This window comes from Azohydromonas caseinilytica (genome assembly GCF_012927045.1).
GTDB classification, from domain to species: domain Bacteria; phylum Pseudomonadota; class Gammaproteobacteria; order Burkholderiales; family Burkholderiaceae_C; genus Azohydromonas; species Azohydromonas caseinilytica.
Genome location: NZ_JABBFW010000031.1, coordinates 1 through 24041, shown reverse-complemented (window position 1 = coordinate 24041; position 24041 = coordinate 1). Strand labels below are relative to the sequence as shown.

General features: G+C 71.8%; 20 protein-coding genes. 9 read left to right on the top strand and 11 right to left on the bottom strand.

What is annotated here, in order from left to right; all coding sequences use genetic code 11:
- Positions 1–46: 46 nt before the first annotated feature.
- A complete protein-coding gene (locus HHL10_RS25685) occupies positions 47–1147 on the bottom strand; it encodes a PEP-CTERM sorting domain-containing protein (RefSeq protein ID WP_169163264.1) in 1101 nt (366 codons plus the stop codon).
- A 272-nt stretch (positions 1148–1419) separates the two neighbouring features.
- Between HHL10_RS25685 and HHL10_RS25680 the strand changes: the two genes are divergently transcribed.
- Positions 1420–2334, top strand: a complete 915-nt coding sequence (locus HHL10_RS25680; RefSeq protein WP_169163297.1) for a ketopantoate reductase family protein — start codon at positions 1420–1422, stop codon at positions 2332–2334.
- A gap of 92 nt (positions 2335–2426) precedes the next feature.
- Here HHL10_RS25680 and HHL10_RS25675 read toward each other — a convergent pair whose 3' ends face one another.
- Both HHL10_RS25675 and HHL10_RS25670 read right to left on the bottom strand, forming a co-directional pair.
- Positions 2427–5045, bottom strand: a complete 2619-nt coding sequence (locus tag HHL10_RS25675; RefSeq protein ID WP_169163263.1) for a M14 family zinc carboxypeptidase — start codon at positions 5043–5045, stop codon at positions 2427–2429.
- Between the two features lie 301 nt (positions 5046–5346).
- On the bottom strand, positions 5347–7965 hold the full coding sequence (locus HHL10_RS25670) for a M14 family zinc carboxypeptidase (RefSeq protein WP_169163262.1): 2619 nt from the start codon (positions 7963–7965) through the stop codon (positions 5347–5349).
- Positions 7966–8252: 287 nt separating this feature from the next.
- Between HHL10_RS25670 and HHL10_RS25665 the strand changes: the two genes are divergently transcribed.
- From HHL10_RS25665 to HHL10_RS25650, 4 genes are all read left to right on the top strand, one after another.
- Positions 8253–9338, top strand: a complete 1086-nt coding sequence (locus HHL10_RS25665) for an alpha/beta fold hydrolase (protein ID WP_169163261.1) — start codon at positions 8253–8255, stop codon at positions 9336–9338.
- Positions 9339–9557: 219 nt separating this feature from the next.
- Entirely contained in the window at positions 9558–10694 is a 1137-nt protein-coding gene (locus tag HHL10_RS25660) for a hypothetical protein (RefSeq protein ID WP_169163260.1), read from the top strand.
- 27 nt (positions 10695–10721) lie between these two features.
- A complete protein-coding gene (locus tag HHL10_RS25655) occupies positions 10722–10877 on the top strand; it encodes a hypothetical protein (protein ID WP_169163259.1) in 156 nt (51 codons plus the stop codon).
- A gap of 79 nt (positions 10878–10956) precedes the next feature.
- Positions 10957–11373: a GFA family protein gene (locus HHL10_RS25650; RefSeq protein WP_169163258.1), complete on the top strand. Its 417-nt coding sequence runs from the start codon at positions 10957–10959 to the stop codon at positions 11371–11373.
- Positions 11374–11600: 227 nt separating this feature from the next.
- On the opposite strand, the gene HHL10_RS25645 is transcribed toward HHL10_RS25650, so the two are convergent.
- The 7 genes from HHL10_RS25645 to HHL10_RS25615 form a co-directional block, all read right to left on the bottom strand.
- On the bottom strand, positions 11601–12038 hold the full coding sequence (locus HHL10_RS25645; RefSeq protein ID WP_169163257.1) for a hypothetical protein: 438 nt from the start codon (positions 12036–12038) through the stop codon (positions 11601–11603).
- 28 nt (positions 12039–12066) lie between these two features.
- Positions 12067–15171 (bottom strand): efflux RND transporter permease subunit, encoded by a 3105-nt coding sequence (locus tag HHL10_RS25640; RefSeq protein WP_169163256.1) that lies wholly within the window; start codon positions 15169–15171, stop codon positions 12067–12069.
- A 13-nt stretch (positions 15172–15184) separates the two neighbouring features.
- The gene (locus HHL10_RS25635; protein WP_169163255.1) at positions 15185–16351 is read right to left on the bottom strand and encodes an efflux RND transporter periplasmic adaptor subunit; all 1167 of its coding nucleotides are present in this window, start codon (positions 16349–16351) and stop codon (positions 15185–15187) included.
- Positions 16352–16369: 18 nt separating this feature from the next.
- Entirely contained in the window at positions 16370–16927 is a 558-nt protein-coding gene (locus tag HHL10_RS25630) for a hypothetical protein (protein ID WP_169163254.1), read from the bottom strand.
- The gene (locus tag HHL10_RS25625; protein WP_169163253.1) at positions 16924–18186 is read right to left on the bottom strand and encodes a TolC family protein; all 1263 of its coding nucleotides are present in this window, start codon (positions 18184–18186) and stop codon (positions 16924–16926) included. Before HHL10_RS25625 ends, HHL10_RS25630 begins: the two co-directional genes overlap by 4 nt.
- Positions 18187–18308: 122 nt before the next feature.
- Positions 18309–18779 (bottom strand): hypothetical protein, encoded by a 471-nt coding sequence (locus HHL10_RS25620; protein ID WP_169163252.1) that lies wholly within the window; start codon positions 18777–18779, stop codon positions 18309–18311.
- A 97-nt stretch (positions 18780–18876) separates the two neighbouring features.
- The gene (locus HHL10_RS25615) at positions 18877–19068 is read right to left on the bottom strand and encodes a heavy-metal-associated domain-containing protein (RefSeq protein WP_169163251.1); all 192 of its coding nucleotides are present in this window, start codon (positions 19066–19068) and stop codon (positions 18877–18879) included.
- A 146-nt stretch (positions 19069–19214) separates the two neighbouring features.
- On the opposite strand from HHL10_RS25615, the gene HHL10_RS25610 reads away from it, so the two are divergent.
- The 4 genes from HHL10_RS25610 (at position 19215) to HHL10_RS25595 (ending at position 23118) form a co-directional block, all read left to right on the top strand.
- On the top strand, positions 19215–19679 hold the full coding sequence (locus HHL10_RS25610; protein ID WP_169163250.1) for a hypothetical protein: 465 nt from the start codon (positions 19215–19217) through the stop codon (positions 19677–19679).
- Positions 19680–19814: 135 nt separating this feature from the next.
- Positions 19815–20309 (top strand): hypothetical protein, encoded by a 495-nt coding sequence (locus HHL10_RS25605; protein ID WP_169163249.1) that lies wholly within the window; start codon positions 19815–19817, stop codon positions 20307–20309.
- Between the two features lie 117 nt (positions 20310–20426).
- Positions 20427–20705 (top strand): DUF2933 domain-containing protein, encoded by a 279-nt coding sequence (locus tag HHL10_RS25600; protein WP_205833217.1) that lies wholly within the window; start codon positions 20427–20429, stop codon positions 20703–20705.
- 4 nt (positions 20706–20709) lie between these two features.
- Positions 20710–23118: a heavy metal translocating P-type ATPase gene (locus HHL10_RS25595; protein WP_169163248.1), complete on the top strand. Its 2409-nt coding sequence runs from the start codon at positions 20710–20712 to the stop codon at positions 23116–23118.
- 1 nt (position 23119) lies between these two features.
- Here the strand turns inward: HHL10_RS25595 and HHL10_RS25590 are convergent, their stop codons facing one another.
- A complete protein-coding gene (locus HHL10_RS25590) occupies positions 23120–23644 on the bottom strand; it encodes a hypothetical protein (RefSeq protein ID WP_169163247.1) in 525 nt (174 codons plus the stop codon).
- Positions 23645–24041 lie beyond the last annotated feature (397 nt).

The following is a 24041-nucleotide window of genomic DNA, read 5'->3' as shown; positions in this document are numbered from 1 at the left end:
GAGACGGTTGTCCAGCCTGGGCGCCTGGCAGCAGGTGTAGCCCGCTTCAGGGCGCCGCGGTCCCGCCCGCCGTCCGCCGCCGCACCCGCGCCGCCGCGCCGACGACCCCCAGCCCGGCCAGCAGCATCGCGATGCCGGAGGCCTCGGGCACGGGCGTGGCGAGAAAGATGCGCTCGGAGCCGTCGCCCAGGACGCCGTAGCCGGCGATCTGGCCGCGGTCGTTGATCGCGTTGGCGATCTGCAGGTCCCAGCGCGCGGCCGATGCGGCCACCAGCAGCCCGTTGAGATCCCGGCTGCCGTCCGCGCGGTACAGCATCGCGGTTCGGACGAACTCGTCCTCGTTGACCTCCCAGAAGTTCGTGCCCACGGCCCAGTCGCGCGCGTTGATGTCCATGGCCAGGCGGTTGACGCCCAGGTCGATGAGGCGCCCATCGAGGTACAGGCTGGAGCCGATGTCGCCCCAGTTGTAGTCCCAGTAGCGCACGACGGCGCTGCCCTTGTCGTTGACGGCCAGGGCCTCGTAGCGGCCGCCGAACTCGAACACGATGGGTTCGGGCAGCACTTCGACCCGCCCGTCGCGCGCCACGAAGGCCCGCGCGTCGAGCCCGTCGTTCGCGCGCTCGAAGGCACCGCCGACCACCCCCCGGTCGCTGATGTCCGCGCCCGTGCTGCCCGTGGCGCCGGGGAGGTCGAGGTAGCGCACGCGCCGGCCGTCCCAGACGTAGGCGCGGCCGTCCGCGGTGCCGGTGATCTGCCCGGACGCGTTGATGCCGTTGGCCTCGGCGCTGCCGGCGCCCAGCGCGTCGTTGAGGTCGGTGAAGCGGCCGTCGCGCCACAGGAAGGCCCGCGCGCTGCCGTCCGCGCCGCGGCGCGTGCCCGCCACGGCGCCGCGGTCGTTGAGCGCCAAGCCGCTGACGGCGGTCCCCAGGTCGTGCAGCGTGCCGTCGCGCCACAGGAAGCCGTGGCCGCTGTCGTGGTCGTACAGCGCAACGTCGCCGCGGTTGTTCATCGAGAACACCGTGGCGTCGCTCAGGCCGGTCAGGGCGCTGAGGTCGCGCACGCGGTACTGCGGGTCCGCCGCCCAGGCCATGCCGAGGGGGCCGACGCTCAGGACGAGCGCCGCCATGCCATGGAAGAAACGCCTCATCACGCCGACCTCCTGCGCACCGCGGGCCCGAAGCGGCCCGCCAGAGCGCATTGACGCAGGCCGCCGGCCTCATGGTTCTTGCACGAACGTACGCGGTGCAACCGGACGTAGGCCCGGGCCCCGTCTCCCCGCAGAGCCGGGAGGCCCGCCGGCCGCCCCGTACCATCGGCGTCCGCCCGCAACTTTCACCTTGCTCCGACGCCATGCCCACGCCGCCCCCCGCCTCCGCTCCATCCCAGCCCGACGCCGCGCCGGCGCAGCCCGTTGCCCGCATGAAGGTCGCCGTCATGGGCGCCGGTGCCGTGGGCTGCTTCTACGGCGCGCTGCTGGCGCGCGCCGGGCACGAGGTGGTGCTGATCGGCCGCCCGCTGCACGTGCAGGCCATCGAGCGCGACGGGCTGCGGCTGGAGATGCAGGGCTTCGACCAGCGGCTGCGCCTGGCCGCCAGCACCGAGGCGTCCGCCGCCCAGGGCGCGAACCTGGTGCTCTTCTGCGTCAAGTCCACCGACACCGAGACGGCTGCGGCGCAGTTGCGAGCGCACCTGGCCCCGGGCGCGCTGCTGCTGTCCATGCAGAACGGCGTGGACAACGCCGAGCGGCTGCGCGCCGTGCTGCCGGATCACGAGGTGGCGGCCACCGTGGTGTACGTCGCCACCGGCATGGCCGGCCCGGGCCATGTGCGCCACCACGGCCGCAACGAGCTGGTCATGGAGCCCTCGCACAACGGCGAGGCCGTGGCGCGGCTGCTCAACGCCGCCGGCGTGCCCACCACGATCTCCGGCAACGTGCGCGGCGCGCTGTGGGCCAAGCTCATCGTCAACTGCGCCTACAACGCGCTGTCGGCCATCACCCAGCTGCCCTACGGCCGCCTGGCCCAGGGCGAGGGTGTGCCCGACATGCTGGACGACGTGGTGGACGAGTGCCTGGCCGTGGCCCGGGCCGACGGCGTCGAAGTGACCGGCGACCCGCACGCCGCGGTACGGCTCATCGCCCAGACCATGCCGACGCAGCTGTCCTCCACCGCGCAGGACGTGGCGCGCGGCAAGCGCAGCGAGATCGACCACCTCAACGGCTACGTGCTGCGCCGCGGCCAGACCCTGGGCCTCGCCACGCCGGTGAACCGGGCGCTGCATGCGCTGGTGAAGCTGCTGGAGGACAAGGCCGGGGCCGGCGGGCAGGCAGCCTGAGAAAACCGTGAAGTCCCCCCGAGGCCCATTGCCCGCCGCAACCACACCGGCCGCCCGCAGGCAGCCGGTTTCGCGCTCAACTCAAGCCATCGTCACGGCATGCGCACCGACAGCGGCGTGACCTGCTGCCGCAGCTCGCGTGCGAGCTGGTGCGCGAAGGGATGCTCCTCACCGGACAGGCCTTCGGGATTGGCGATCAGGAACACCACGCGCTCGCCCCGGCGCAGCTCCTGGAACTCGGCGCCGTGGCGCTGCACCAGCGCGCGCGTGGCGTCGGCGTCGCCCGCGCGCACCACGATGCGGATGGGCATGTCCAGCTTGGGCAGGGCCTGGGCGGCGCGCTGCGCCGCCTCCACGGCCGCCTGGCGCTCGGCCTCGGGCTGGGCCGCCGCCGCCGCGGAAGCCAGCGATGGGTTCGGGCCAACCAGCGCGTTCCACAGGATGCGCTGCGTGCCCTCGGTCCAGGCGCGGAAGTTCGGGTCGATGGAGAAGACCACGCTGCGCCCGCGGCCCACCGCCTCGTCGGCAATGGCCGTCGAGCCGGACAGCTCCTCCAGCCCGGTCTTCAGCCCGGAGGCATGGAAGTCCGGCTCGTTGAGGCCGGGGAAGGTGGCGGCCGCCTGTCCCAGGCCCTGGCTCATCTTGGCATCATCGTAGTACATGACCCAGGCGGTGGGCCGGCCCGTGCCGGAGGTGGCGATGCCTTCCGCCAGCGGGCTGCCGCGATCCAGCCGCACCCGCACCAGCGCGCCGGAGGTGGCGGTGTCGGAAGGCTCCAGCACCACGGTCGAAACGCCCGCGCCCACGGCGAACTCGGCACCACCCACGTAGCCTACGAAGCGCCCGCCGGCCTTGACCCAGTCCGCCAGGGCGCGCTGCCCACGGGTGCCCAGCGCCTTCAGCCCCTCCTCGGCGTCGCCGTCGGGCACCAGCAGCACGTCGAGCTTGGCGAGGCTGGCCTGCAGGGTGTCGGGCGTGAGAGGGGTGTAGGGCAGGCGCCAGACGCGGTCGAACACGTAGCGCATCGAGCCGGCGCACACGAAGCCGAGCGTGCCGGGCAGTTCCAGCAACCCGATGCGCGGCGTGACGGCCGGCTTCGGCCAGGCCGGCACGGTCTGCAGGTCCAGGCGGCTGGCCTGCGGGCGCAGCACGGCGCCCGAGGACCCGCCCGGGAGGTTGAGCAGCAGCGGGTTGCTCCAGGCCGTGATGTCGTAGCTGTAGTCGGTGGGAATGTACGGGTCCTCGTGCAGCATGGCCTGGACCCAGTGCTTCTGGCGCTGCGCCATCGGCACCCAGTAGGTGCCCGCGGGCAGCGTGACGCTGCGCGTGGCCGCGCCGTAGGGGCGGAAGTCCGGCACCTGCAGCGGCGCCTGCAGCCGGTAGACCTGCACGTCCATGCGCTGCAGCCGCCGCACCAGCTGCGCCAGCTCGCGCTGGCGCGCCGGGTCGTCGGGGAAGAAGTAGTGCCGCACCCGCAGGTTCGGCACCGGCTGGTACAGCGACGGGGCGTCGTACTGGATGACGTTGGGCTCCAGCAGGCCGCGCCGGCCCTCGTCCACGGCTTCCAGGTGCGACAGCCGCCAGTCGCCCAGCAGCCGCACGCGCTCGCTGGTGGCCACGGACAGCGAGGTCCACATCGCCACGTAGTGCTCGCGCAGCCGCCGGTTGAGGGGGTCGTCGCTGTGCTTTTCGAAGGTCATGCCCGCGGCGTGGAAGCCGATGGTGGGCACGGTGTCGCCGTACTCGGCGGCGTAGAGGTCGTAGGGCGGGCCGTTGAAGTAGGGAATCTTCTGGCGGTTGAACTCGGCGGAGATCGCCGTCCCGTACAGGTAGTTGATCCAGGAGAGCGCCCGGTCCGGCACCTCGTGGTAGACGGGATCGGAGTTGGGCGGGAAGAAGAAGTCCTCGGAGCCCATCTCGTGGGCGTCGATGAACAGCAGCGGCGGGTACTGGCGCAGCAGCTCCAGCTTGCCGTCGGTCTCGGGCTGGGTGCGCGCGAACCAGTCGCGGTTCATGTCGAAGCCGTAGGCGTTGCGCCGCGTGTCGGCCTCGCGGCCGTCGGGGTTCTGGATCGGCAGGATGACGACGATGCTGTTGTCCAGGATGCGTGCGGCGTCGCAGTCCTTGCGGTCGGCCAGGTGGTAGAGCACGCGCAGCGCGGCGTCGGCGCCGCTTTCCTCGTTGCCGTGCACATTGCCGGCGACCCACAGGATGGCCGGCGTGGTGGCCGCCAGCGCCGCCGCCTCGATGGCCGAGGTGGCGGGATCGCGCAGCTTGCGCACCGCGTCGCGCACGCGGTGCAGGCCCATGGGCGACACGTTGTTCTCGCGGCCCACGATGGCATAGCGCAGCGGCCGGCCCTCCACCGAGCGGCCGGCGATACCCGTGACCACGCGCGCGCTGGCCCGGTCCACGGCCTGCAGGTAGGCGTCCGACTCCGCACTCGTCACTTCCCGGGTGCCCAGGGCAAAGCCCAGCACGTCCTTGGGGGTGGGCACGCGCGCCTCGAACACGGGGGTCACCTGCAGCGGCGGACAGCTCGCGTCCACCGCCGCCGGGCGCTCGACCGCGGCCGAGGTCGCGGCCATCGGAGCCGCCGCGGGCCCGGGGCTGTCGCCGCCGCCGCAGGCGCTCAGCACCAGGGCGGACAGCGAGAACAGACCGGCCTGCAAGGCAGTGCCGGCTCTCTTGTGGCGGGGGTGAGGGTGCATGGCGTCTCCTTCGAGGCATGCAGGGCGCAGCGCGCTGGCGGGACAGGCTCCCGGCAAAGGCTGCCGACGGCACCGGCCGGCGCGTCGCACCAGGGCGTGCGACGGGGTCCGGACCGGGGCGAGCACTGTAAGCCTGGCCCGGCGGCCGGCGCGCAATGGCGCTGCCGGCGGCGCGGGTCGCGCTTGACAGCCCGGCCCGCCTTCAGGCTGCGCGCGGCGCGTGGCCTGGTGCGCGGGCTCGTCGCCCCGAAGCGAAGCCGGCCGCCCGTGGGCGGCCGGCTTCCGTCACTTCAACCCGGCGTCACGGCATGCGCACCGACAGCGGCGTGACCAGCCGCCGCAGCTCCGCGGCGAGGTCTTGCGCGAAGGGATGCTCCTCGCCGGACAGCTCCTCGCGGTTGGCGATCAGGAACACCACGCGCTCGCCTCGGCGCGACTCCTGGAACTCGGTGCCGTAGCGCTGCAGCAGCGCACGGGTGGCGTCCGCATCGGCCGCCCGCACCACGATGCGGATGGGCTTGTCCAGCTCGGGCAGGGCCTGGGCGGCGCGCTGGGCCCCCTGCACGGCGCCCTGGCGCGCGGACTCCGGCGCGGCGGCCGCTGCCGCGGAGGCCAACGCCGGGTTCGGGCCCAGCAGCGCGTTCCAGAGAATGCGCTGCGTGCCCTCGGTCCAGGCGCGGAAGTTGGGGTCGAAGGAGAACACGATGCTGCGTCCGCTGCCCACCGTTTCGTCGGCGATGGCGGCCGAGCCGTCCAGCTCCTCCAGGCCGGTCTGCAGGCCGGAGGCGTGGAAGTCCGGCGTGCCGACGGGGGGGAAGGTGGCAACCGCCACACCCAGGCCCGGGCTCATCCGGGCATCGTCGTCGTACATGACCCAGGCCCTGGAGACGCTGGAGCCCGTGGTCGCCACGCCGGCGGCCAACGGGCTGCCGTTCTGCAGCCGCACCCGCACCAGCGCCCCGGACGTGGCCGTGCCGGAGGCCTTGAGCACCACGGTGGAGATGCCCACGCCCACGGCCAGCTCGGCGCCGCGCTGGTAGCCGACGTAGCGTCCCCCGGCCTTGACCCAGTCCGCCAGCGCCTGCTGCCCGCGCGAGCCCAGCGTCTGCAGCGCCTCCTTGGCGCTGCCGTCAGGCACCAGCAGCACGTCGATGCGGCCCAGGCTGGCCTGCAGCTTGTCGGGCGTGAGGAAGGTGTAGGGCAGCTTCCAGACCTTCTCGAACACGTAGCGCATCGAGCCGGCGGACTCGAAGCCGGCCGTGCCGGGCAGCTCCAGCAGGCCGATGCGCGGCGTGGCGGCCGGTGCCGGCCAGGCCGGCACGGCCTGGGCGCCCACCAGGCTGGCCTGCGGGCTCAGCACGGCGCCCGAGGAGCCACCCGGGAGGTTGAGCAGCAGCGGGTTGCTCCAGCCCGACACGTCGTAGCTGTACGAGGTCGGGATGTAGGGGTCCTCGTGCAGCAGGGCCTGGACCCAGTGCTTCTGGCGCTGCGCCATCGGCACCCAGTAGGTGCCCGCAGGCAGCATGGCCGTATCGGGCGAGCCGCCGTAGGGCCGGTAGCCGGGCACCTGCAGCGGCGCAGTCAGCCGGTAGACCTGCACGTCCATGCGCTGCAGCCGCCGCACCAGCTGCGCCAGCTCGCGCTGGCGCGCCGGATCGTCGGGGAAGAAGTAATGCCGCACCTGCAGCGCCGGCACCTCCTGGTACAGCGGCGTCTTGGGGTCGAACTGGATGGCGTTGGGCTCCAGGAAACCGCGCTGGCCCTGGTCCTGGGCCTCCAACTGCGACGCCCGCCATTCGCCCAGCAGGCGCTGGCGCTCGCCGGCGCCGGCGGAGAGCGAAGCCCACATCGCCACGTACTGCTCGCGCAGCCGGGTGGCGATGGGGTCGCCGTTGTGCTTCTCGAAGGTCATGCCCGCGGCGTGGAAGCCGATGGTGGGCACGCTGTCGCCATACTCGGCGGCGTAGAGGTCGTAGGTCGCGCCGGTGAAGAACGCAATCTTCAGGCGGTTGAACTCCGCGGCCATGGCCGGCCCGTACAGGTTGTTGATCCAGGAGAGCGCCCGGTCCGGCACCTCGTGGTAGACCGGGTCGGCGTTGGGTGGAAAGAAGAATTTCTTCTGGCCCATCTCGTGCGAGTCGATGAACAGCAACGGCGGGTACTGGCGCAGCAGCTCCAGCTTGCCGTCGGTTTCGGACTGCGTGCGCGCGAACCAGTCGCGGTTCATGTCGAAGCCGTAAGCGTTGCGCCGGGTGTCGGCCTCGCGCCCGTCGGGGTTCTGGATCGGCAGGATGACGACGATGCTGTTGTCCAGGATGCGCGCGGCGTCGCAGTCCTCGCGGTCGGCCAGCTCGTAGAGCACGCGCAGCGCCGCGTCGGTGCCGCTTTCCTCGTTGCCGTGCACGTTGGCGCTGACCCACAGGATGCCCGGCGTGCTGGCGGCCAGGGATGCCGCCTCTGCGACCGAAGTGGCAGGGTCGCGCAGCTTGCGCACCGCGTCGCGCACGCGCTGCAGGCCCATGGCGGAAACGTTGGCTTCGCGGCCAACGATGGCGTAGTTGAGCGGCCGGCCCTCGGCGGACCTGGCCGCCTCCCCGGTGACCACGCGCGCGCTGGCCTGGTCCACGGCCTGCATGTACTGGTACGCCTGCTCGCTGCTCACTTCCTGGCTGCCCAGGGCGAAACCGAGCACGGTCTCGGGCTTGGGAACGCGCCCCTGGAACACGGGCGTGCCCTGCAGCGGCGGGCAACTCGTGGCCGCGGCGGGTCGCTCGCCGGCGGCGGCCGTGGCCTGGGCTGGCGGGGCGTCGGCGCTGTCGCCGCTGCCGCCACCGCAGGCGCTCAGTACCAGGACGGACAGGGAAAGCACAGCGGCGCAGGCTGTGCCGGCTCCTGGGGCGTAACGGGAATGGCGGTGCATGGCGTCCCCTCCAGATGGCATGCAATGCGGTGAGCGGCCAGCTCGCGGGGAACGCCCGCAGCCGCCGAACGCCCCGGCCCGCGGCGCGCGCATGAGCGTGCCGCGCCAATCGGGCCGGGTCCGCGGCCACTGTAGACCGGTACCCGCCGGCACCGCGCAATGGCGCAGCCCGCGGCGCGGCCGGCTTGACAACACCCGTTGCCTGAGGCTGGCCCGGGCCGGTAGTCGTCTTTTGGTGCGCCGCAGCAAGACGGGAACGACGGTTGCCCCGAGGGCCGGGAACGACCATGAAAAGGACCCACCCCATGACCATCGGCATGACCGCCCGCTCGACCTCGAAGCTGGTGCCCGGCCTGATCGCCGCCGCCACGGTGCTCGGCACCTCGTTCCTCGTGACCCGCGCCATGACGCGCAAGGCCGAGGCGGAAAACCCGCCGCAGGGCCAGTTCGTCACGGCCGGGGGCGTGCGCCTGCACTACACGGTGCACGGCGACGCGGCCCACCCGCCGCTGGTGCTGCTGCACGGCAACGGCGCCTCGGCCACCGAGATGGAGATCAGCGGCCTGGTGGACCTGGCCGCGCGCCATTTCCGCGTCTACGCGTTCGACCGTCCCGGCTACGGCCACAGCGAGCGGCCGACCCATGGCCACAGCTACACGCCCGAGGCGCAGGCGCGGCTGTTCCTGGAGGCACTGCGCACGCTGGGCGTGGAGCGGCCCATCGTGCTGGGTCATTCCTGGGGCTCGATGGTGGCCTTCGCCATGGGGCTGGCCGAGCCCGAGGCGCTGCGCGCGCTGGTGCTGGTGTCGGGCTACTACACGCCGAGCCTGCGCCTGGACTCGCCACTGATGGGCCTGCCCGCGCTGCCAGTGCTGGGCCCGCTGCTGCGCCACACCATCTCGCCGCTGCTCAGCCGCGCGATCTGGCCACTGATGACGCGGCGCATCTTCGCGCCCAGGCCGGTCACGGAGAACTTCAAGAAGCGCTATCCGACCTGGATGTCGCTGCGCCCGGGCACGCTGCAGGCGAGCGCGGCCGAGTCGGGAATGATGATCTGGGAAGGCATCAAGCAGCGCCGCCACGAGAGCAAGCTGAGCGTGCCCACCGTCATCGTCGCCGGCGAGGCGGACCTGCTGGTCATCACGCGCTGGCAATCGCAGCGCCTGGCCGACCGGCTGCCACAGAGCCGGCTGCACGTGGTGCCCGGCGAAGGCCACATGGTCCATCACACCGCGACGCCCGCCGTGATGGAAGCCATCGCCGAGGCCTGGCACATCTCCAAGCCGCTGGTGACCACGTCTTCCTCGCTGGCCGAGGCGGCGCTGGCGCCGGTGCAGGAACTGCACGGGGGGCGGGCGCAGCGGGCGGCCTGAATACAGGCAGGTCTACCGGCCGAAGCACGGGCGCCGCCCTCCCCTCGCCCGCTCGCGCGAGAGGAGCAGGGGTGAGGGTGCTTCATCACCCGCAACACTGGCCCCGAAGCTGGAACCTCCGGTTGCACTCCCTACCTTCGCACAAGCCTCCGGGGCGGCGACGTTTGCGCCAATGACGCCTTCGCGGGCCGTGGGGTCCGGTGTGGATGGAGGCTGTGAATGGCGCGATTCATTCATCGCGCGGCGCTGGCGGTGCTGGCCGCCTGTGCCGCAAGCGGCGCATTCGCCCAGGAAGCACCGCGCTACCGCGTGCGGGACCTCAACGCCCTCACCGGGCTGGACAGCATCTCGGTGTCCTCGCTCAACAACCGGGGCGACGTCACCCTCATCGAGAACCACTCGCAGCAGGCCTTCCTGTGGCGCGGCGGCCGGCTGCACGACCTGGGCGCCTGGGGCGGCGGCAGGCTGGCGCTCAACGAGCGCGGCGCCGTGGTCGGCACGCGGCGCCTGGGCGACGGCAGCCGCGTGCCCTTCCTGTGGCGCAACGGCCGCTCCATCAACCTGGCCAGCGCGCTGGGCGCCGACACCGGCGAGGCCTACGACATCAACGAGTCGGGCCAGGTGCTGGGCCAGGCCGACGGCCGCGCCTTCGTGTGGGACGGCCGGCGGGCGCGCTACCTCGACATTCCGGGCACCGACTTCTTCACCGTCGCCGCCCTCAACGACGCGGGCGTGATTGCCGGCGGCCTCGGCCGCCCCGGCGACGAGGTGCACCTGCGCGCCTACCTGCTGCGCGATGGCACGGTGCGGACGCTGCCCGAGCCGGTCGACATGGCGCACGGCGGCTCGTACCGGGCCACGGCGCTGAACAACGCCGGCCACGCCATCACGCTCTGGCGCGACGCCGGCCAGGACTTGCTCGGCACGGCGCTCTACCTCGATGGCGGCTACCTCAACCTGGGCGCCGAGACCTTTGCGCAGGACCTCAACGACCGCGACTGGGCCACCGGCTACCGCCTGACGCTGGTGGACGAGGACCGGCGGCAGTTCACGGCCCTGCTGTTCCGCGACGGCCAGGCGTTCGAGCTGAACCGACTGATGACGCCCGGCTCCGACGCGCGCTGGGACCGGCTGGACTTCGCCAACGCCCTCAACGACCGCGGCCAGATCCTGGGCGGAGGGACGCTTTCCGATGGCAGCGGGCGGGCGTTCCTTGCCACGCCGGTGCCGGAGGCGCCGGTGGTGGTGGGGATGCTGGCGGGGCTGGCGGTACTGGGGGCGGTAAGGTGGGGGCGGAGGCGGGAGGAATGCACGGGGCTGGGGCTGTGGGTTAATGGTTCGGCAGCCGCCAGATAAATACGGACTTCCCTGTCTGGAGAGCCGATGAATTTAGCCGCTCATGCAGCTCCAGTTTCGGATACTGGCGCGATCATTAACCTGGCAATGCGAAAGTTCGACGCTTATATTGCCCACAGCAGCAAACCCAAAGGCCGCCATCTTCAAGCGCACACAAAACTGAGCTTTTACCTGCGGCCGTGAAGCGTGCCCGCCGAAGCCGCTCACGCCACGGGAAAGGAGGCTTTTTCGGCGCTATTGACCTTTCTCTATGGAGACTGCCATGCCAACCATTCAAGGTGGGTGCCTTTGCGGGGCCGTCCGCTACAGAGCGGATGCCGCGCCGCTGATGACCGCAATCTGCAATTGCAAGCATTGCCAGCGCCAAACCGGCACTGCGTTCTCAATCCTCGTCGCAATACCAAAGGGCGCACTCGTCATGGAGGGTGCGCAGCCGAACACATATCAAGACATTGGGGAAAGCGGCCTGCCCGTATTGCGCAGATTTTGTTCCAAGTGCGGGTCTCCAATACTTTCTGAACTCGCCGCGACGCCGACGATGGACTGGATCAAGGCCGGGACGCTGGACGACACCTCGTGGCTGCAGCCGCAAGTCAACATCTGGTGCGACTCCGCACAACCCTGGCTGCAGATGAGCGATGCAATACCGCGCATCCCACGCAATCCACCACTGGCCTGACTACACCATATTCTTCATTCACGGCGGATTCGGCTCACACTGGGCTTCTATCAGGTCCAAATATTCTCAGCGCAAAAGCAGCCGCACTTTCCGCCCCAACCCTCACCCCTGCCCCTCTCCCGCTTCGCGGGCGAGGGGATGGAGGCGGCCCGGGTATTTGGGAGCGTTTCGCGGGTCCGTAACAAAAGACCAAAGCGCGGGCCGTCAAGGCCCGCTTTCCATCTCGCTCAGTGGTTATGCCCCCCCACCGCCGCAAACGGCTCGAACCGCGCCTGCGCCGCCGGCTGCCCGTTCAAGCTTACCGACACGATGGCCTTGAGCCCCGCCTGCGGCATGTAGACACCACTGCCCTTGAGCACGTTCTCGCCCGCGGGCTGGAGCTGCACGGTGCTCTTCTGGCCGCCGGCCAGCAGCGTCACCGTGCCGGTGGCGCCCTGCGTGGGCACCTTGGTGCCGGCATGGTCGGTCACGTAGACCACCACCGGCAGCGCGTCGCCCTTGGTACCCGGCTTGGCCACCACCAGCTCGTAGTGGTGGATGCCGGCGGCGCGCAGTTGCCCGCCGTTGGCCGTCTTCATCGCGTCCAGCATCGCATCGTCGTGCGCGACAGCGGCGCCGCCCAGGGACAGCATCAGGACGGCGAACAGGGTGGAAATGGTCTTCATGGCAAGAGTCCTTTCAGGAAGGAAGAAATCAGAAGCTCTGGGTGGCCCGGGTTTGGAGCAGGCGCCGGGTGGGGCCTTCACCCCACCGTCGGTACATGAGAGGCGTGAGCAGCGTGTCCAGCAGCGTGGAGCTGACCAGGCCGCCGAAGATGACCACCGCCACCGGGTGCAGCACCTCCTTGCCCGGCGCGTCTGCGGCCAGCAGCAAGGGAATCAGCGCGAAGGCGGCCACCAGTGCCGTCATCAGCACCGGCGTCAGGCGCTCCAGCGAGCCGCGCACGATCAGCGCATCACCAAAACGCTCGCCCTCGAAGGCGCACAGGTTGATGTAGTGGCTGATCTTGAGGATGCCGTTGCGCGTGGCGATGCCCGCCAGCGTGATGAAGCCCACCAGCGCCGCCACCGACAGCGGCTGGCCCGACAGCCACAGCGCGATCACGCTGCCCACCAGCGCCAGCGGGATGTTGCCCATCACGATCAGCGCCAGCACGGCCGAGCGGTAGCGCGCGTACAGCACGCCGAACACCAGCGTCAGCGACACCAGCGCCAGCACCGCGATCAGCCGCGAGGCCTCCTCCTGCGCCTGGAACTGGCCTTCCAGCGCCGTGAAGTAGCCCGCCGGCAAGGGCGTGGCCGCCACCGCGGTGCGGATATCGGCGATTACCTCGGAGAGCTCGCGGCCCTCGCTGTTGGCCGAGACCACGATGCGCCGCCGCGCGTTCTCGCGCCCGATCTGGTTGGGGCCTTCGCCCTCCTCGACCTGCGCGATGCTGGCCAGCGGCACGTGGCCCGTGGGCGTGGCGATGGGCAGATCCCGCAGCGCCTGCGGCCCGCGCAGGTGTTCCGGCAGGCGCACCACCAGGTCGATGCGGCGCGGTCCCTCGATGAGCTGCGTGATGCGCTCGCCCTCGATGAGCTGCTCCAGCTCGCGCAGCACCGCGCCCGGCGCCACGCCGTGGCGCGCCGCGGCGTCGTAGTCGAGCCGGATCTTCAGCTGCGGGATGAGCACCTGCTTCTCGACCTGCAGGTCGGCCACGCCGGGGATGGCGGCCAAGCGCGTGCGCAGGCCCTCGGCCAGGCCGCGCAGCGTGTCAAGGTCGTCGCCGTAGACCTTGAGCGCGATCTGCGCGCGCACGCCGGAGAGCAGGTGGTCCAGCCGGTGCGAGATCGGCTGCCCGATGCTCACCGCCGCCGGCAGCACCGCCAGCCGCGCACGCAGCTCCTCCACCACCGCCTCGCGCGGGCGCGCCGAGGCGTGCAGGTCCACGTCCATCTCGGTGTAGTGCACGCCCTCGGCATGCTCGTCCAGCTCGGCGCGCCCGGTGCGCCGGCCCACGCGCACCACCTCGGGCACCTGCAGCGCCGCCTGCTCCGCCAGCGTGCCGATGCGATTCGACGCCGCCAGCGAGGTGCCGGGATTGAGCAGCACGTTCACGGTCAGCGTGCCCTCGTTGAAGGGCGGCAGGAAGGTGCGCGGGAATTTCGTTGCCGCCGCCGCGGCCAGCACCACCGCCAGCACCGCGGCGCCCAGCAAGGCCTTGTCGCGATCGAAAGACCAGGCCAGCAGCCGCGCGTCCCAGGCTTTCAATTTGCGCACCAGCGGGCTGTCACCATGGTCGAGCCGCTTCATGCGCGGCAGCAGGTAAGAACACAGCACCGGCGTGACGGTGGTGGCCACCAGCATGCTGCCCAGGATCGAGACGATGTAGGCCACGCCCAGCGGCGCGAACAGCCTTCCTTCGATGCCCGGCAACGCGAACAGCGGCAGGAACACCAGCACCACGATGGCGGTGGCGTAGACCACGCCGGAGCGCACCTCCTTGGAGGCGGAGGCGACCACCTCCAGCACCGGGCGCGGCTGCGCCAGCGCGCGGTTCTCGCGCAGGCGGCGCAGCACGTTCTCCACGTCCACCACCGCGTCATCGACCAGCTCGCCGATGGCGATGGCCAGGCCGCCCAGCGTCATGGTGTTGATCGACAGCCCGAACCAGCGGAACACCACCGCCGTGATCAGCAGCGACAGCGGGATGGCGGTGAGCGAGATCAGCGTGGTGCGCACATTGAGCAGGAACACGAACAGCACGATCGCCACCATCAGCGCGCCGTCGCGCAGCGCCTCGGCCACGTTGGCTATGGAGCGCTCGATGAAATCCGCCTGCCGGAACAGGAACTCCGGCGCCGCCACGCCCGCCGGGCGGCTGCGCGCGAGCTCGTCCATCGCGCTTTCCACCGCGCGCGTGAGCTGCACGCTGTCGGCGCTGGGCTGCTTCTGCACCGACAGGATCACCGCCGGCTTGGCGCCGTAGCTGCCGTCGCCGCGCTTCACGGCCGGCGCGACCTGCACGTCGGCGAGCTGGCGCAGCAGCACGGGCTGGCCGTCCCTGACCGTCACCACCAGGTTGCGCAGGTCCTCCACGTCGGTGCTGCGGCCGAGCTGGCGGATCAGCAGCTCGCGGCCCTGCGCCTCCAGGAAGCCGCCGCTGGTGTTGGCGCCGAAGTCCTGCAGCGAGCGCGCCAGCTGCTCGCGCTCCACGCCGAGCGCGCGCAGCTGGGCCGGATCGACCTCGACGCGGAACTGCCGCACCTGGCCGCCGATGGTCACCACCTGCGCCACGCCGGGCAGCGTCAGCAGCCGCGGGCGCACCACGGCGTCGGCGTAGTCGCGCACCGCCATCGGGCTGACCTTGTCGGGGTCGGCCGGCAGCGCCAGCAGCAGCACCTCGCCCATGATCGAGGCGATGGGCCCGAGCTGCGGCACGATGCCCGGCGGCAGCTGCTCGCGCACCAGGTTCAGCCGCTCGTTGACCTGCTGCCGGTTGCGGTGGATGTCGCTGCCCCACTCGAACTCGACGTAGACCACGGACAGGCCGATGCCCGAGGTCGAGCGCACGCGCGTGACACCGGGCATGCCGTTGAGGCTGGCCTCGATGGGGAAGGTGACGAGCTGCTCCACCTCCTCCGGCGCCATGCCGCCGGCCTCGGTCATCAGCGTGACGGTGGGCTTGTTGAGGTCGGGGAACACGTCCACCGGCATGCGCTGCAGGCTCAGCAGCCCGTAGGCGGCCAGGGCCAGCGCCGCGCCCAGCACGAACAGGCGCTGGCGCAGGCTGAAGTGAATCAGGCGATCGAACATCGCGGCCGTCCCTTCAGCGCACCTGCGACAGCAGCGCCGCGCCCGAGGTCACCACGCGCTCGCCCGCCTTCAGGCCCTCGCGCACCGCCACGCTGTCCGCGCCCAGCGCCTCGTGGCGCACGCGGCGCGGTTCGAAGCGCTCGGGATCGCTGTGCACCCAGACGATGGGTTGACCATTGCCGTCGCGCACCAGCGCCGCCGCGGGCAGCGCCGCGCCCGGCGCCTCGCCGCGCGTGCGCAGCACGACTTTCACGGGCTGGCCCACGGCCAGCGGCGCCGTGGCGTCCAGCACCCGGAAGCGCATGGGCAGCGCCTGCTCGCGCAGCAGCCGGCCCGCGCCGGCGGGCTGCAGCTTCAGCGTGGCCCCGCCGGCGGAGCCCTCGGCAGAAACCATGCGGGCGGGCAGCGTCAGGTCATAGACCGGCGCCTCCACCGCCAGCCGCGTGGGATCGACCACCTCGAACAGCAGCGCCTGCGCGTCCACCACCTGGCCGGCGACGACCTCGACGGCGCTGATCACGCCGTCCACCGGCGCGGCGAGCGCCTGGGGCGCGTCCAGGCTGGCCGCGAGCACGGCCTGGCGCTTCCTGAGCGCCTGCAGCTCCAGCCGCGCCGCCTCGATCTCCTTGGCCGGGATGGACCCTTCGAGCTGTTCCAGCCGCGCGGCGCGGCGCTCGGCCAGCGCCACCTGGGCGCCGACCTCGGCCTGCTGCGCCAACCGGTCGCCGCGCTCCAGCGCGCCGGCGCTGGGCCGCAGCCAGGCCACCACCTCGCCCTTGCGCACCTTCTGGCCCAGCACGGGGAAGGCCTTGCCCGCCGGCACGACCGTGCCCGGCTGCGTGGCCTGGATGCGCCCGCCACTGCCGGGCTCGACCACGACGCGGCCGTTGAGCTCGGCGCTGGCGCCCAGCGCGGCCAGGCTGGCGGGCTGCGTGCGCAGCGCCAGCAGCCGCTGCACATGCTTGGGCACGAACAGGCTGCCGTCGGGCAGGCGCGCCGAGGCCTCCAGGCTGGCGGCGCCGGCCGGGGCGGCTGGCGCGGCCTTGGCCGCGGGGGCGGCCGTCTTGGGCTCGTCGTGGGAATGGTCCTCGCCGCCGTGGGCCAGGGCGAGCAGCGGCAGGCTCAGCCACAGCGCCAGGCCGCATCGGGCAACGAGGGATACGGAAAAAGTCGATGTCATGGCACCTGTCCTCGTCGTTCAATGGCCGGTTGCCGCGGGGCGGCGCCGACGCAGCGCACCAAGGGCAGCCATGACGACCGCCGCTGCGGCCGCGCCAGCCCCGGCCCAGACGGCCGGGCCGGTCCACGCGGCGCGGGGCAGGGCGTCGGCGGTCGCCGCGGCGGCGGCATCGGCCTGCGGCACCACCAGCGGCGCGCCCAACAGGTCGGCGTCATCGGCGCTCTGCACGGTGAAGGTCAGCGGGTGCTGGCCCGGCGCGGGGGCCTTGGGCAGCTTCAGCTCGTACACGCCCGGCGCGACCTCGGCGGCCTTGCCGTTGGCGCCGGCGCCCTCGACCTCCACGCTCGCGCCGGTGACCGGCGCATTGCTGGGCGTGGCATCCAGCCAGATCAGCAAGCGTCCCGGCTCCAGCACGCCCACCAGCTCGAACAGCTCCGAATGCGCCGTGACGCGCGGCAGCAGCGGCCGGGCGTTGACCAGCGCCGGCGGGCCGTGGTCTTCGCCCTCATGGGCCCACAGGGCCTGCGTGAACAGGCCCAGCAGCAGGCCCAGGATGAAGATGAGGAATCGGTTCATGGCAGCACTCCCAGGGCTTGGCGCTGGCGCGAGACGGCCGCGGCGCGAGCCACCTCCAGCCGGCGCAGCTCGGCCTGCGCCTCGAAGGCGGCGGCACGGGCGCGCAGCAGCGTGGGCAGGTCGCTCTCGCCCAGGGAAAAGGATTTGTGGATGAGTTGCAGCGTGTCCCCGGCCAGCGCGGCGCGCTTGGCGGCCAGGGACGCCTTCGTTTCGACGGCATCGCGCTCGCGCTGCGCGGTCTCCAGCTCCAGCGCCAGTTGCTCCTGCAACCGAGCCTCCTCGGCCTGGGCTTCGAGCAGTTCGGCGCGCACCTCGGCCGTGTCGCGCAACTGCCGCGCGCTGGAGCCCAGCGGCACGGACAGGCGCACGCCGACGGCGTTGGCGTAAGCCTCGTTCACGTCCGAGCGTTCGCGCAGCAGCCGCAGCGACACCTCGGGCGCCTCGCGCGTGCTGCGAGCGGCCAACGCCAGCCGCGCCTGCGCCAGGCGCACGGCGGCCGTCGCGGCGGCCAGCCGGGGATGCGTGGCCGCGTCGCCCTCCGCCGCCACGGCCCGCTCGGCCGGCAGCGCGTCCGGCACGGGCCCGCCGGTGAGCGCGCGCAGCCGGTCCGCGGCCACGCGCTCCTGCAGCAGGGCGTCGGCCCACGCGGCTTCAGCCGCCTGTGTCTCGATGGCGGCGGCGTTGGCATCGGTGCGTGCCAGGTCGCCCGCGCGCAGGCGGCGCTCCACGTCGGCCTGCAGCACGCGGGCCGCGTCGAGCCGGGCACGCTGCAGCGCCGCTTCCTCGCGCGCGGCGGCCAGCGCCCACCAGGCTTCGCGCAGCTCGCCGGCGAGCTGCAGCCGGCGCGCCAGCGCGTCATCGGCCAGGCCCTGGAGCTGCGCCTGCGCCAGCGCCTGCTGCGCGCCGCGCTGGCCCGGCAGCCACAGCGGCACGCCGATCTCGGCCTCCCACTCGCGGCGCCCGGCGCGGCGGTTCAGCCGGTCATCGAGCGCGCTCAGGCTGAGCGTGGGCGGCCCGGCCACGGGCGAGCGCGCCACCTCGGCAGCGGCCAGGGCCTGCTCGCCACGGGCGCCCAGCGCCCGGCCGGCGGGCGAGCGCGACCAAGCCAGCTCCAGCGCGGCCTGCAGCGTCTGCGGTGTCTGCCGCGCGGCGGCCGGCAGCGTGGTGTCCCCGGGCAGCGGCCCGGGCGGCGGTGGCGCGTCGGCGGCGAGCGCGGTCAGGGCAACCGCGAGTCCCGCCGACACGATGAGTCGTTTCATCAAGGCTTCCTCGGCAACGATGCGAATGCATGGCTTGCGGAAGCGGCGGGCGACGCGGCCGGGCTGCCCGCATGGGCAGCTGCCTCGTCAACGAGCCAGGGATGGAGGACCAGCCCGCCGCTTCAGGCGGGCAGGCCTATGGGCGGACGCTGCAGGCGCGCGGACGGCACGGAGCTGAAGTCCGCCCCTTTACCGGGAGGCTGCAGGTTGGGCAGCTTGAGCACGGGCAGGCCGGCGGTGGCCTGCGCCAGCGGCGGCGAGTGCAGGCTCATGCACGCGGCCGAGCCGCTGCAGGGATCGTCGCCAGGGGCCAGGCCGTCATGGTCGGAAAGCTGTTCACCCGGCGCGGCAGCGTGATCGCCATGGTGCTGGTGCCCCGCCGTCGCCGCGTCGTGATGCGCGTGGTCGTGGAGCGCATCCTCGACGCCCGCCATGCCACCCTGCTGGGCCGCATGGCCGCCATGGACCATCCCGGCCGCCGCCTGCAGCGGCTGCACCGGGCTCACATGGCCTCGGCACGGCATGGCCACGAGCGCCCACGCCGACTGGATCGGCAGCAGGAGCATCAGGACGATGGCGATGAGGCGGCGCACGGGGGAAAGACTGCGAGCGGGGTGAACAGGCGAAATTCTAGGCGCTGTGACGGCGGCGCCAGCCCGAGGCGTGTCAGGCCGTTGCCGCCATCGAGCCTCAGGCCGGGTCGTAGCCCGCCTCGGCCAAGGCTTTCACCAGTGCCTCGCGGTCCGGCGCGTTCTCCACCTGCAGCTTGTGGCTGGGCAGGTCGATCTCGACACGGGCCTGCGGCGCGGCGTCCTTGACGGCCTGCGTGACGGCGCGGACGCAGTGGCCGCAGGTCATGGTGGGGAGCGTGAATTCGATCATGGCGCGTCCTGGCGAGTGGATGACGGACGCAGTCTCAAGCTTCCCACGGTAGCAAGGTCAAGGCCCTCCTGCCTGTGTTGATGCGGATCAATCCAGGAACAGGCCGGGGGCCTAAGCTGAGAGCCGTTGTCAGGCATTCGCCGTCCATGCGCTTCCTGTTCCACCGCGCTTTCACCCGCTGCATCGCCCGGCTGATGGCCTGGGTGCTGCTGCTCGGGTGGTTCGCGGGCGCCGCCAATGCCTGCGTGCTGCTGGAGCGGGGGCAGCAAGCGCCTCAACTCATGGCGACGCATGAGCATGAGCATGAGCCCGGCGTGTTGGCGCACTCGCATGAGCATGGCGAAGCGGGCCTGGCCGCCACCGATGACGGCCATAGCCATGACGGCTTACCCGGCCAGCAGGCGTGCAAGCACCTGTGCGACGGCGAGCGGCACGCCGTGGTCAAGGCCGGCACCGGTGAACTGCCCTGGCTGGACTGCATCGCGTCGGCCACGGCCGCGTCCTGCCTGGTTCTTCCCGCTCTCGCGCCGGTGCGCGTGCTGCGTCCCGATGCCGCCACCCTGCCGGCACCGCCCCCCATCGCCATCGCGTTCCTGAGGCTCACGATCTAGAGCCGCCCTGGCCAGCCTCGCCCGGCACGCCGTCATGGCCCGTGCCGGGCGGGCTGCGCGTCCCATCCCCGCGTGGCATCCGCCGCCGCGGGGGCGCCTGCTTCCACACCTCGATACTTCTGGAGGACCTGCACCATGGCACTTCGCCCCCTTGCCTTCACGACCATCATGGCCGCCTTGTCCCTCGGCGCCTGCGCGCAGCTCAAGCCGGATGAGCACGCCGAGCACCATCCCGAGGGTGCTTCAGCGCCGGCAGCCACCACACCGGCCGCCACACCCATGCCGCCACCCGCGGCCAGCGCGGTCCCAATGGGCAACATGGAACAGCACATGAAAGCCATGCGCGAGATGCACGAGAAGATGGCGCGGGCGCGCACGCCACAGGAGCGCGAGGCGCTGATGGCCGAGCACATGAAGCTGATGCAGGACGGCATGGCCATGATGGGCGGCATGGGGCCGAGCGGCGGCATGGGCGGCATGAACGCCCCGCGCGGTGCGGCTTCGGCACCCGCCACGCCCGCTGCGCGCATGCAGATGCTGGAGCAGCGCATGGACATGATGCAGTCCATGATGCAGATGATGATGGACCGCCTGCCGGCCACGCCTGCCCCGTCTCCCGCCAAGCCCTGAGCCCGGCTCCCGCGCAGCCACCCCGTCGCCTGCGCGGGCTTGACCTTCCCATGATGGGAAACCCAATGCTTCCGATGCGGCCAGTCACGAGGCGGCGCCTTGAAGGAGGACCCTGGCATGGACAGTTCTCACCATCACGAGACGCCGGTCGCCGGCCCGGAAGGCGGCACGCGGCGCAGCCCCTGGACCGCGGTCCTCGTCATGCTGGGGCTGATCGGCGGCTTCTACCTGCTGCGCGAGCACTGGGGCCATGTCCTGGGCTTCTGGCCCTACCTGCTGCTGCTGGCCTGCCCGCTGATGCACCTGTTCCATGGCCATGGCGGACATGGGCATGGCCATCGCCATCACGGCAGGCCGCACGGCGGGAATGACTCCACATCGGACACGAGGGGCTAAGGCCATGGACAGGCACGCCCCGCAGCCGGCCCAGGCCAGGCAGGGCCATGGGCACGAGCATGGTCATGGTCATGGGCATGGGCATCACCATGGGCATCACCATGGGCATCACCACGAGGCCCAGGCACCGTTGAAAGATCCGGTGTGCGGCATGGCGGTCACCGAGCAGTCGCCGCACCGCCTGGAGCATGCCGGCCGGCCCTACTGGTTCTGCAGCGCGCGCTGCCAGGCGAAATTCGCGGCGGCCCCGGCGCGCTACGCCATCGATGCGTCCGAACCCGATGCCGGGACGACTGCCCCGCCGCCCGAAGGCACGATCTACACCTGCCCCATGCACCCGGAGATTCGGCAGGACCATCCGGGCAACTGTCCCAAGTGCGGCATGGCGCTGGAGCCGCTGCTGCCCGACCTCGATGCCGAGGAGCGCAATCCCGAGTTGCAGGACTTCACCCGCCGCTTCTGGTGGTCGCTGCCACTGACCCTGGCCGTCGCCGTGCTGGCCATGGCCGGGCACCGGCTGGGCCGGTTCGACATGGCCACGCAGAGCTGGGTCGAGCTGGTGCTGGCCGCTCCGGTGGTGCTCTGGGCGGGTTGGCCCTTCTTCGTGCGCTGGGCGCAGTCCTTGGTGAACCGCAGCCCCAACATGTGGACGCTCATCGGCACGGGCACCGGCGCCGCGTTCCTCTACAGCGTGGTGGCGACTGTGGCGCCGCAGGTCTTTCCCGAGTCCTTCTTCGCCGTGGGCCGCGTGGCGGTGTACTACGAAGCCGCCGCCGTGATCATCTCGCTCACGCTGCTGGGCCAGATGCTGGAGCTGCGGGCGCGCTCGCAGACCTCGGCGGCCATCAAGTCGCTGCTTGGCCTGGCGCCCAAGATGGCGCGGCGCATCCGAGCCGACGGCGGCGAGGAGGACGTGCCGCTCACGCACGTGCACGTGGGCGACCTGCTGCGCGTGCGCCCGGGCGAGAAGGTGCCGGTGGACGGCGTGGTGGTGGAAGGCGCCAGCGCGGTGGACGAGTCCATGCTCACCGGCGAACCCTTGCCCGTGAGCAAGCGCGAAGGCGACAAGCTCATCGGCGCCACGCTCAACACCAGCGGGGCCCTCGTGATGCGCTCCGAGCGCGTGGGCGCGCAGACCATGCTGTCGCAGATCGTGCAGATGGTGGCGCAGGCGCAGCGCTCCAAGGCGCCGATGCAGCGCATGGCCGACCAGGTGGCGGGCTGGTTCGTCGTGGTGGTCGTGGGCATCGCGCTGCTGACCTTCTTCGCCTGGGGCCTGTTCGGCCCCGAGCCGGGCTGGGTCTTCGGGTTCATCAACGCGGTGGCGGTGCTGATCATCGCCTGCCCCTGCGCGCTGGGGCTGGCCACGCCGATGTCGATCATGGTCGCCACCGGCAAGGCCGCCACGCACGGCGTGCTGTTCCGGGACGCCGCGGCCATCGAGCGGCTGCGCGACGTGAACACGCTGATCGTGGACAAGACCGGCACGCTCACCGAAGGGCATCCCGCCTTCCACAGCGCCGTGCCGGCGCCGGGATGGCACTCCGACGAGGTGCTGCGTCTGGCCGCCAGCCTGGACCAGGGCAGCGAGCACCCGCTGGCCGACGCCATCGTGCGCGCCGCGCGCGAACGCAGCCTGGCGTTGGACAAGCCCGAAGACTTCGAATCGAGCAGCGGCATCGGCGTGCGGGGCCGCGCGGCCGGGCGGGAGCTCGCGCTGGGCAATACCGCGTTGATGTCGCAACTGGGCGTGGCGGTGGACGCGCTGGTGCCGCAGGCCGAGGCGCTGCGCGCCGAAGGCGCCAGCGTCATGCAGCTGGCCGTGGACGGAAAGCTCGCCGGGCTGCTGGCCGTGGCCGACCCGGTCAAGGCCAGCACCCCCGAAGCCCTGAAGACGCTGCGCGAGGCGGGCTTGCGCGTGGTGATGGCCACCGGCGACGGGGAAACCACCGCGCGCGCCGTGGGCACGCGGCTGGGCATCGACGAGGTGCACGGCGAGGTCAAGCCCGCCGACAAGCTGGCGCTGGTGGACGAGCTGCAGCGTCAGGGCAAGGTGGTGGCCATGGCCGGTGACGGCATCAACGACGCCCCGGCGCTGGCCAAGGCCGACGTCGGACTGGCCATGGGCACCGGTACCGACGTGGCCATGAACAGCGCCGCCGTCACGCTGGTCAAGGGCGACCTGCGCGGCATCGCGCAGGCGCGCGCGATCTCGCAGGCGACGATTGCCAACATGAAGCAGAACCTCGGCTTCGCGTTCGTCTACAACGCGCTGGGCGTACCGCTGGCCGCAGGGCTGCTGTACCCGTTCACGGGCTGGCTGCTGTCGCCCATGATCGCCGCGCTGGCGATGAGCCTGAGCTCGGCATCGGTGGTCGGCAATGCCTTGCGGCTGCGCGGCGGCCGGATGTAAGTCAGGCGCCCTGCACGGCCCCCAGGCGCCGCGACGCCGCGCCGCACAACTTGCGGGCGATGCTCTGCAGCACCGGGTGCGCGCGCTCCAGCGCCGCCAGCTCCGCGCAGGTCTGCGCCAGCCCCACGCGCGCCAGGGTCAGGGGCCGCTCCAGCAGCCGCATGGTGCGCTGGATCAGCGTGGCCAGGCGGATGGATTGCGCCTCCGGGCTCAGGCGCTGCAGGCGCCGAGTCTTCAGCGCCGCGCGGGTGGAATTTCCCTCGCCCTTCCGGCTACCGCAGCCACCGGGCTGGATTTCCGCCACCAGCCGGGCCGTCGGCTCGCCGAAGCGGGCACGCAGCTCGTCAAAGGCGCAATACGGGGCGACTTCCTGAAGCGCAGCCGCGGCCACCACCTCGGGCCGGGTCACATAGGCGGCCACCAGCTTCGACACGGCATGGGCCCGCCGCGCGCGGCGGGCTGGCTGCACCTGTTCGGCATAACGGTCGGCGGCAAGGACCAGGGGATGGCTCAGCACGGCTTGCATCGATCCTTCGGCATCGTGGAACAAGCGGCGCAGTAGGCCCGCTGAACCGGACCGCGCTTGTTGCGAGTTGCTTGATCGATGAGCACCAGGCAACCGGTCGTTTCATCGCCCGGTAAACACGCGAGCGATCGATACATCCGATACGCGCAGCGCTGTCCCCACTTCTTGCTGGACAGAGCTTTCCCGCAACGGCAAGGCCGGCAATAAGAGGCGGCCACCGGCCGCCTCCTTCGGCAAACATCACCGGTGCAAGGCCGGTGAGGCCTCAACCGCTCAGAAGGTGTGAATGAATCTCCCGGCCGCCGGGACAATGGGCGCATGAGTCAAGCGCCGTCCGCAGCAGGGAGTGAACAAGGCCAGCCCAGCCTGTTCGGTGAAGGGGAGCTGCCCGCTGGGC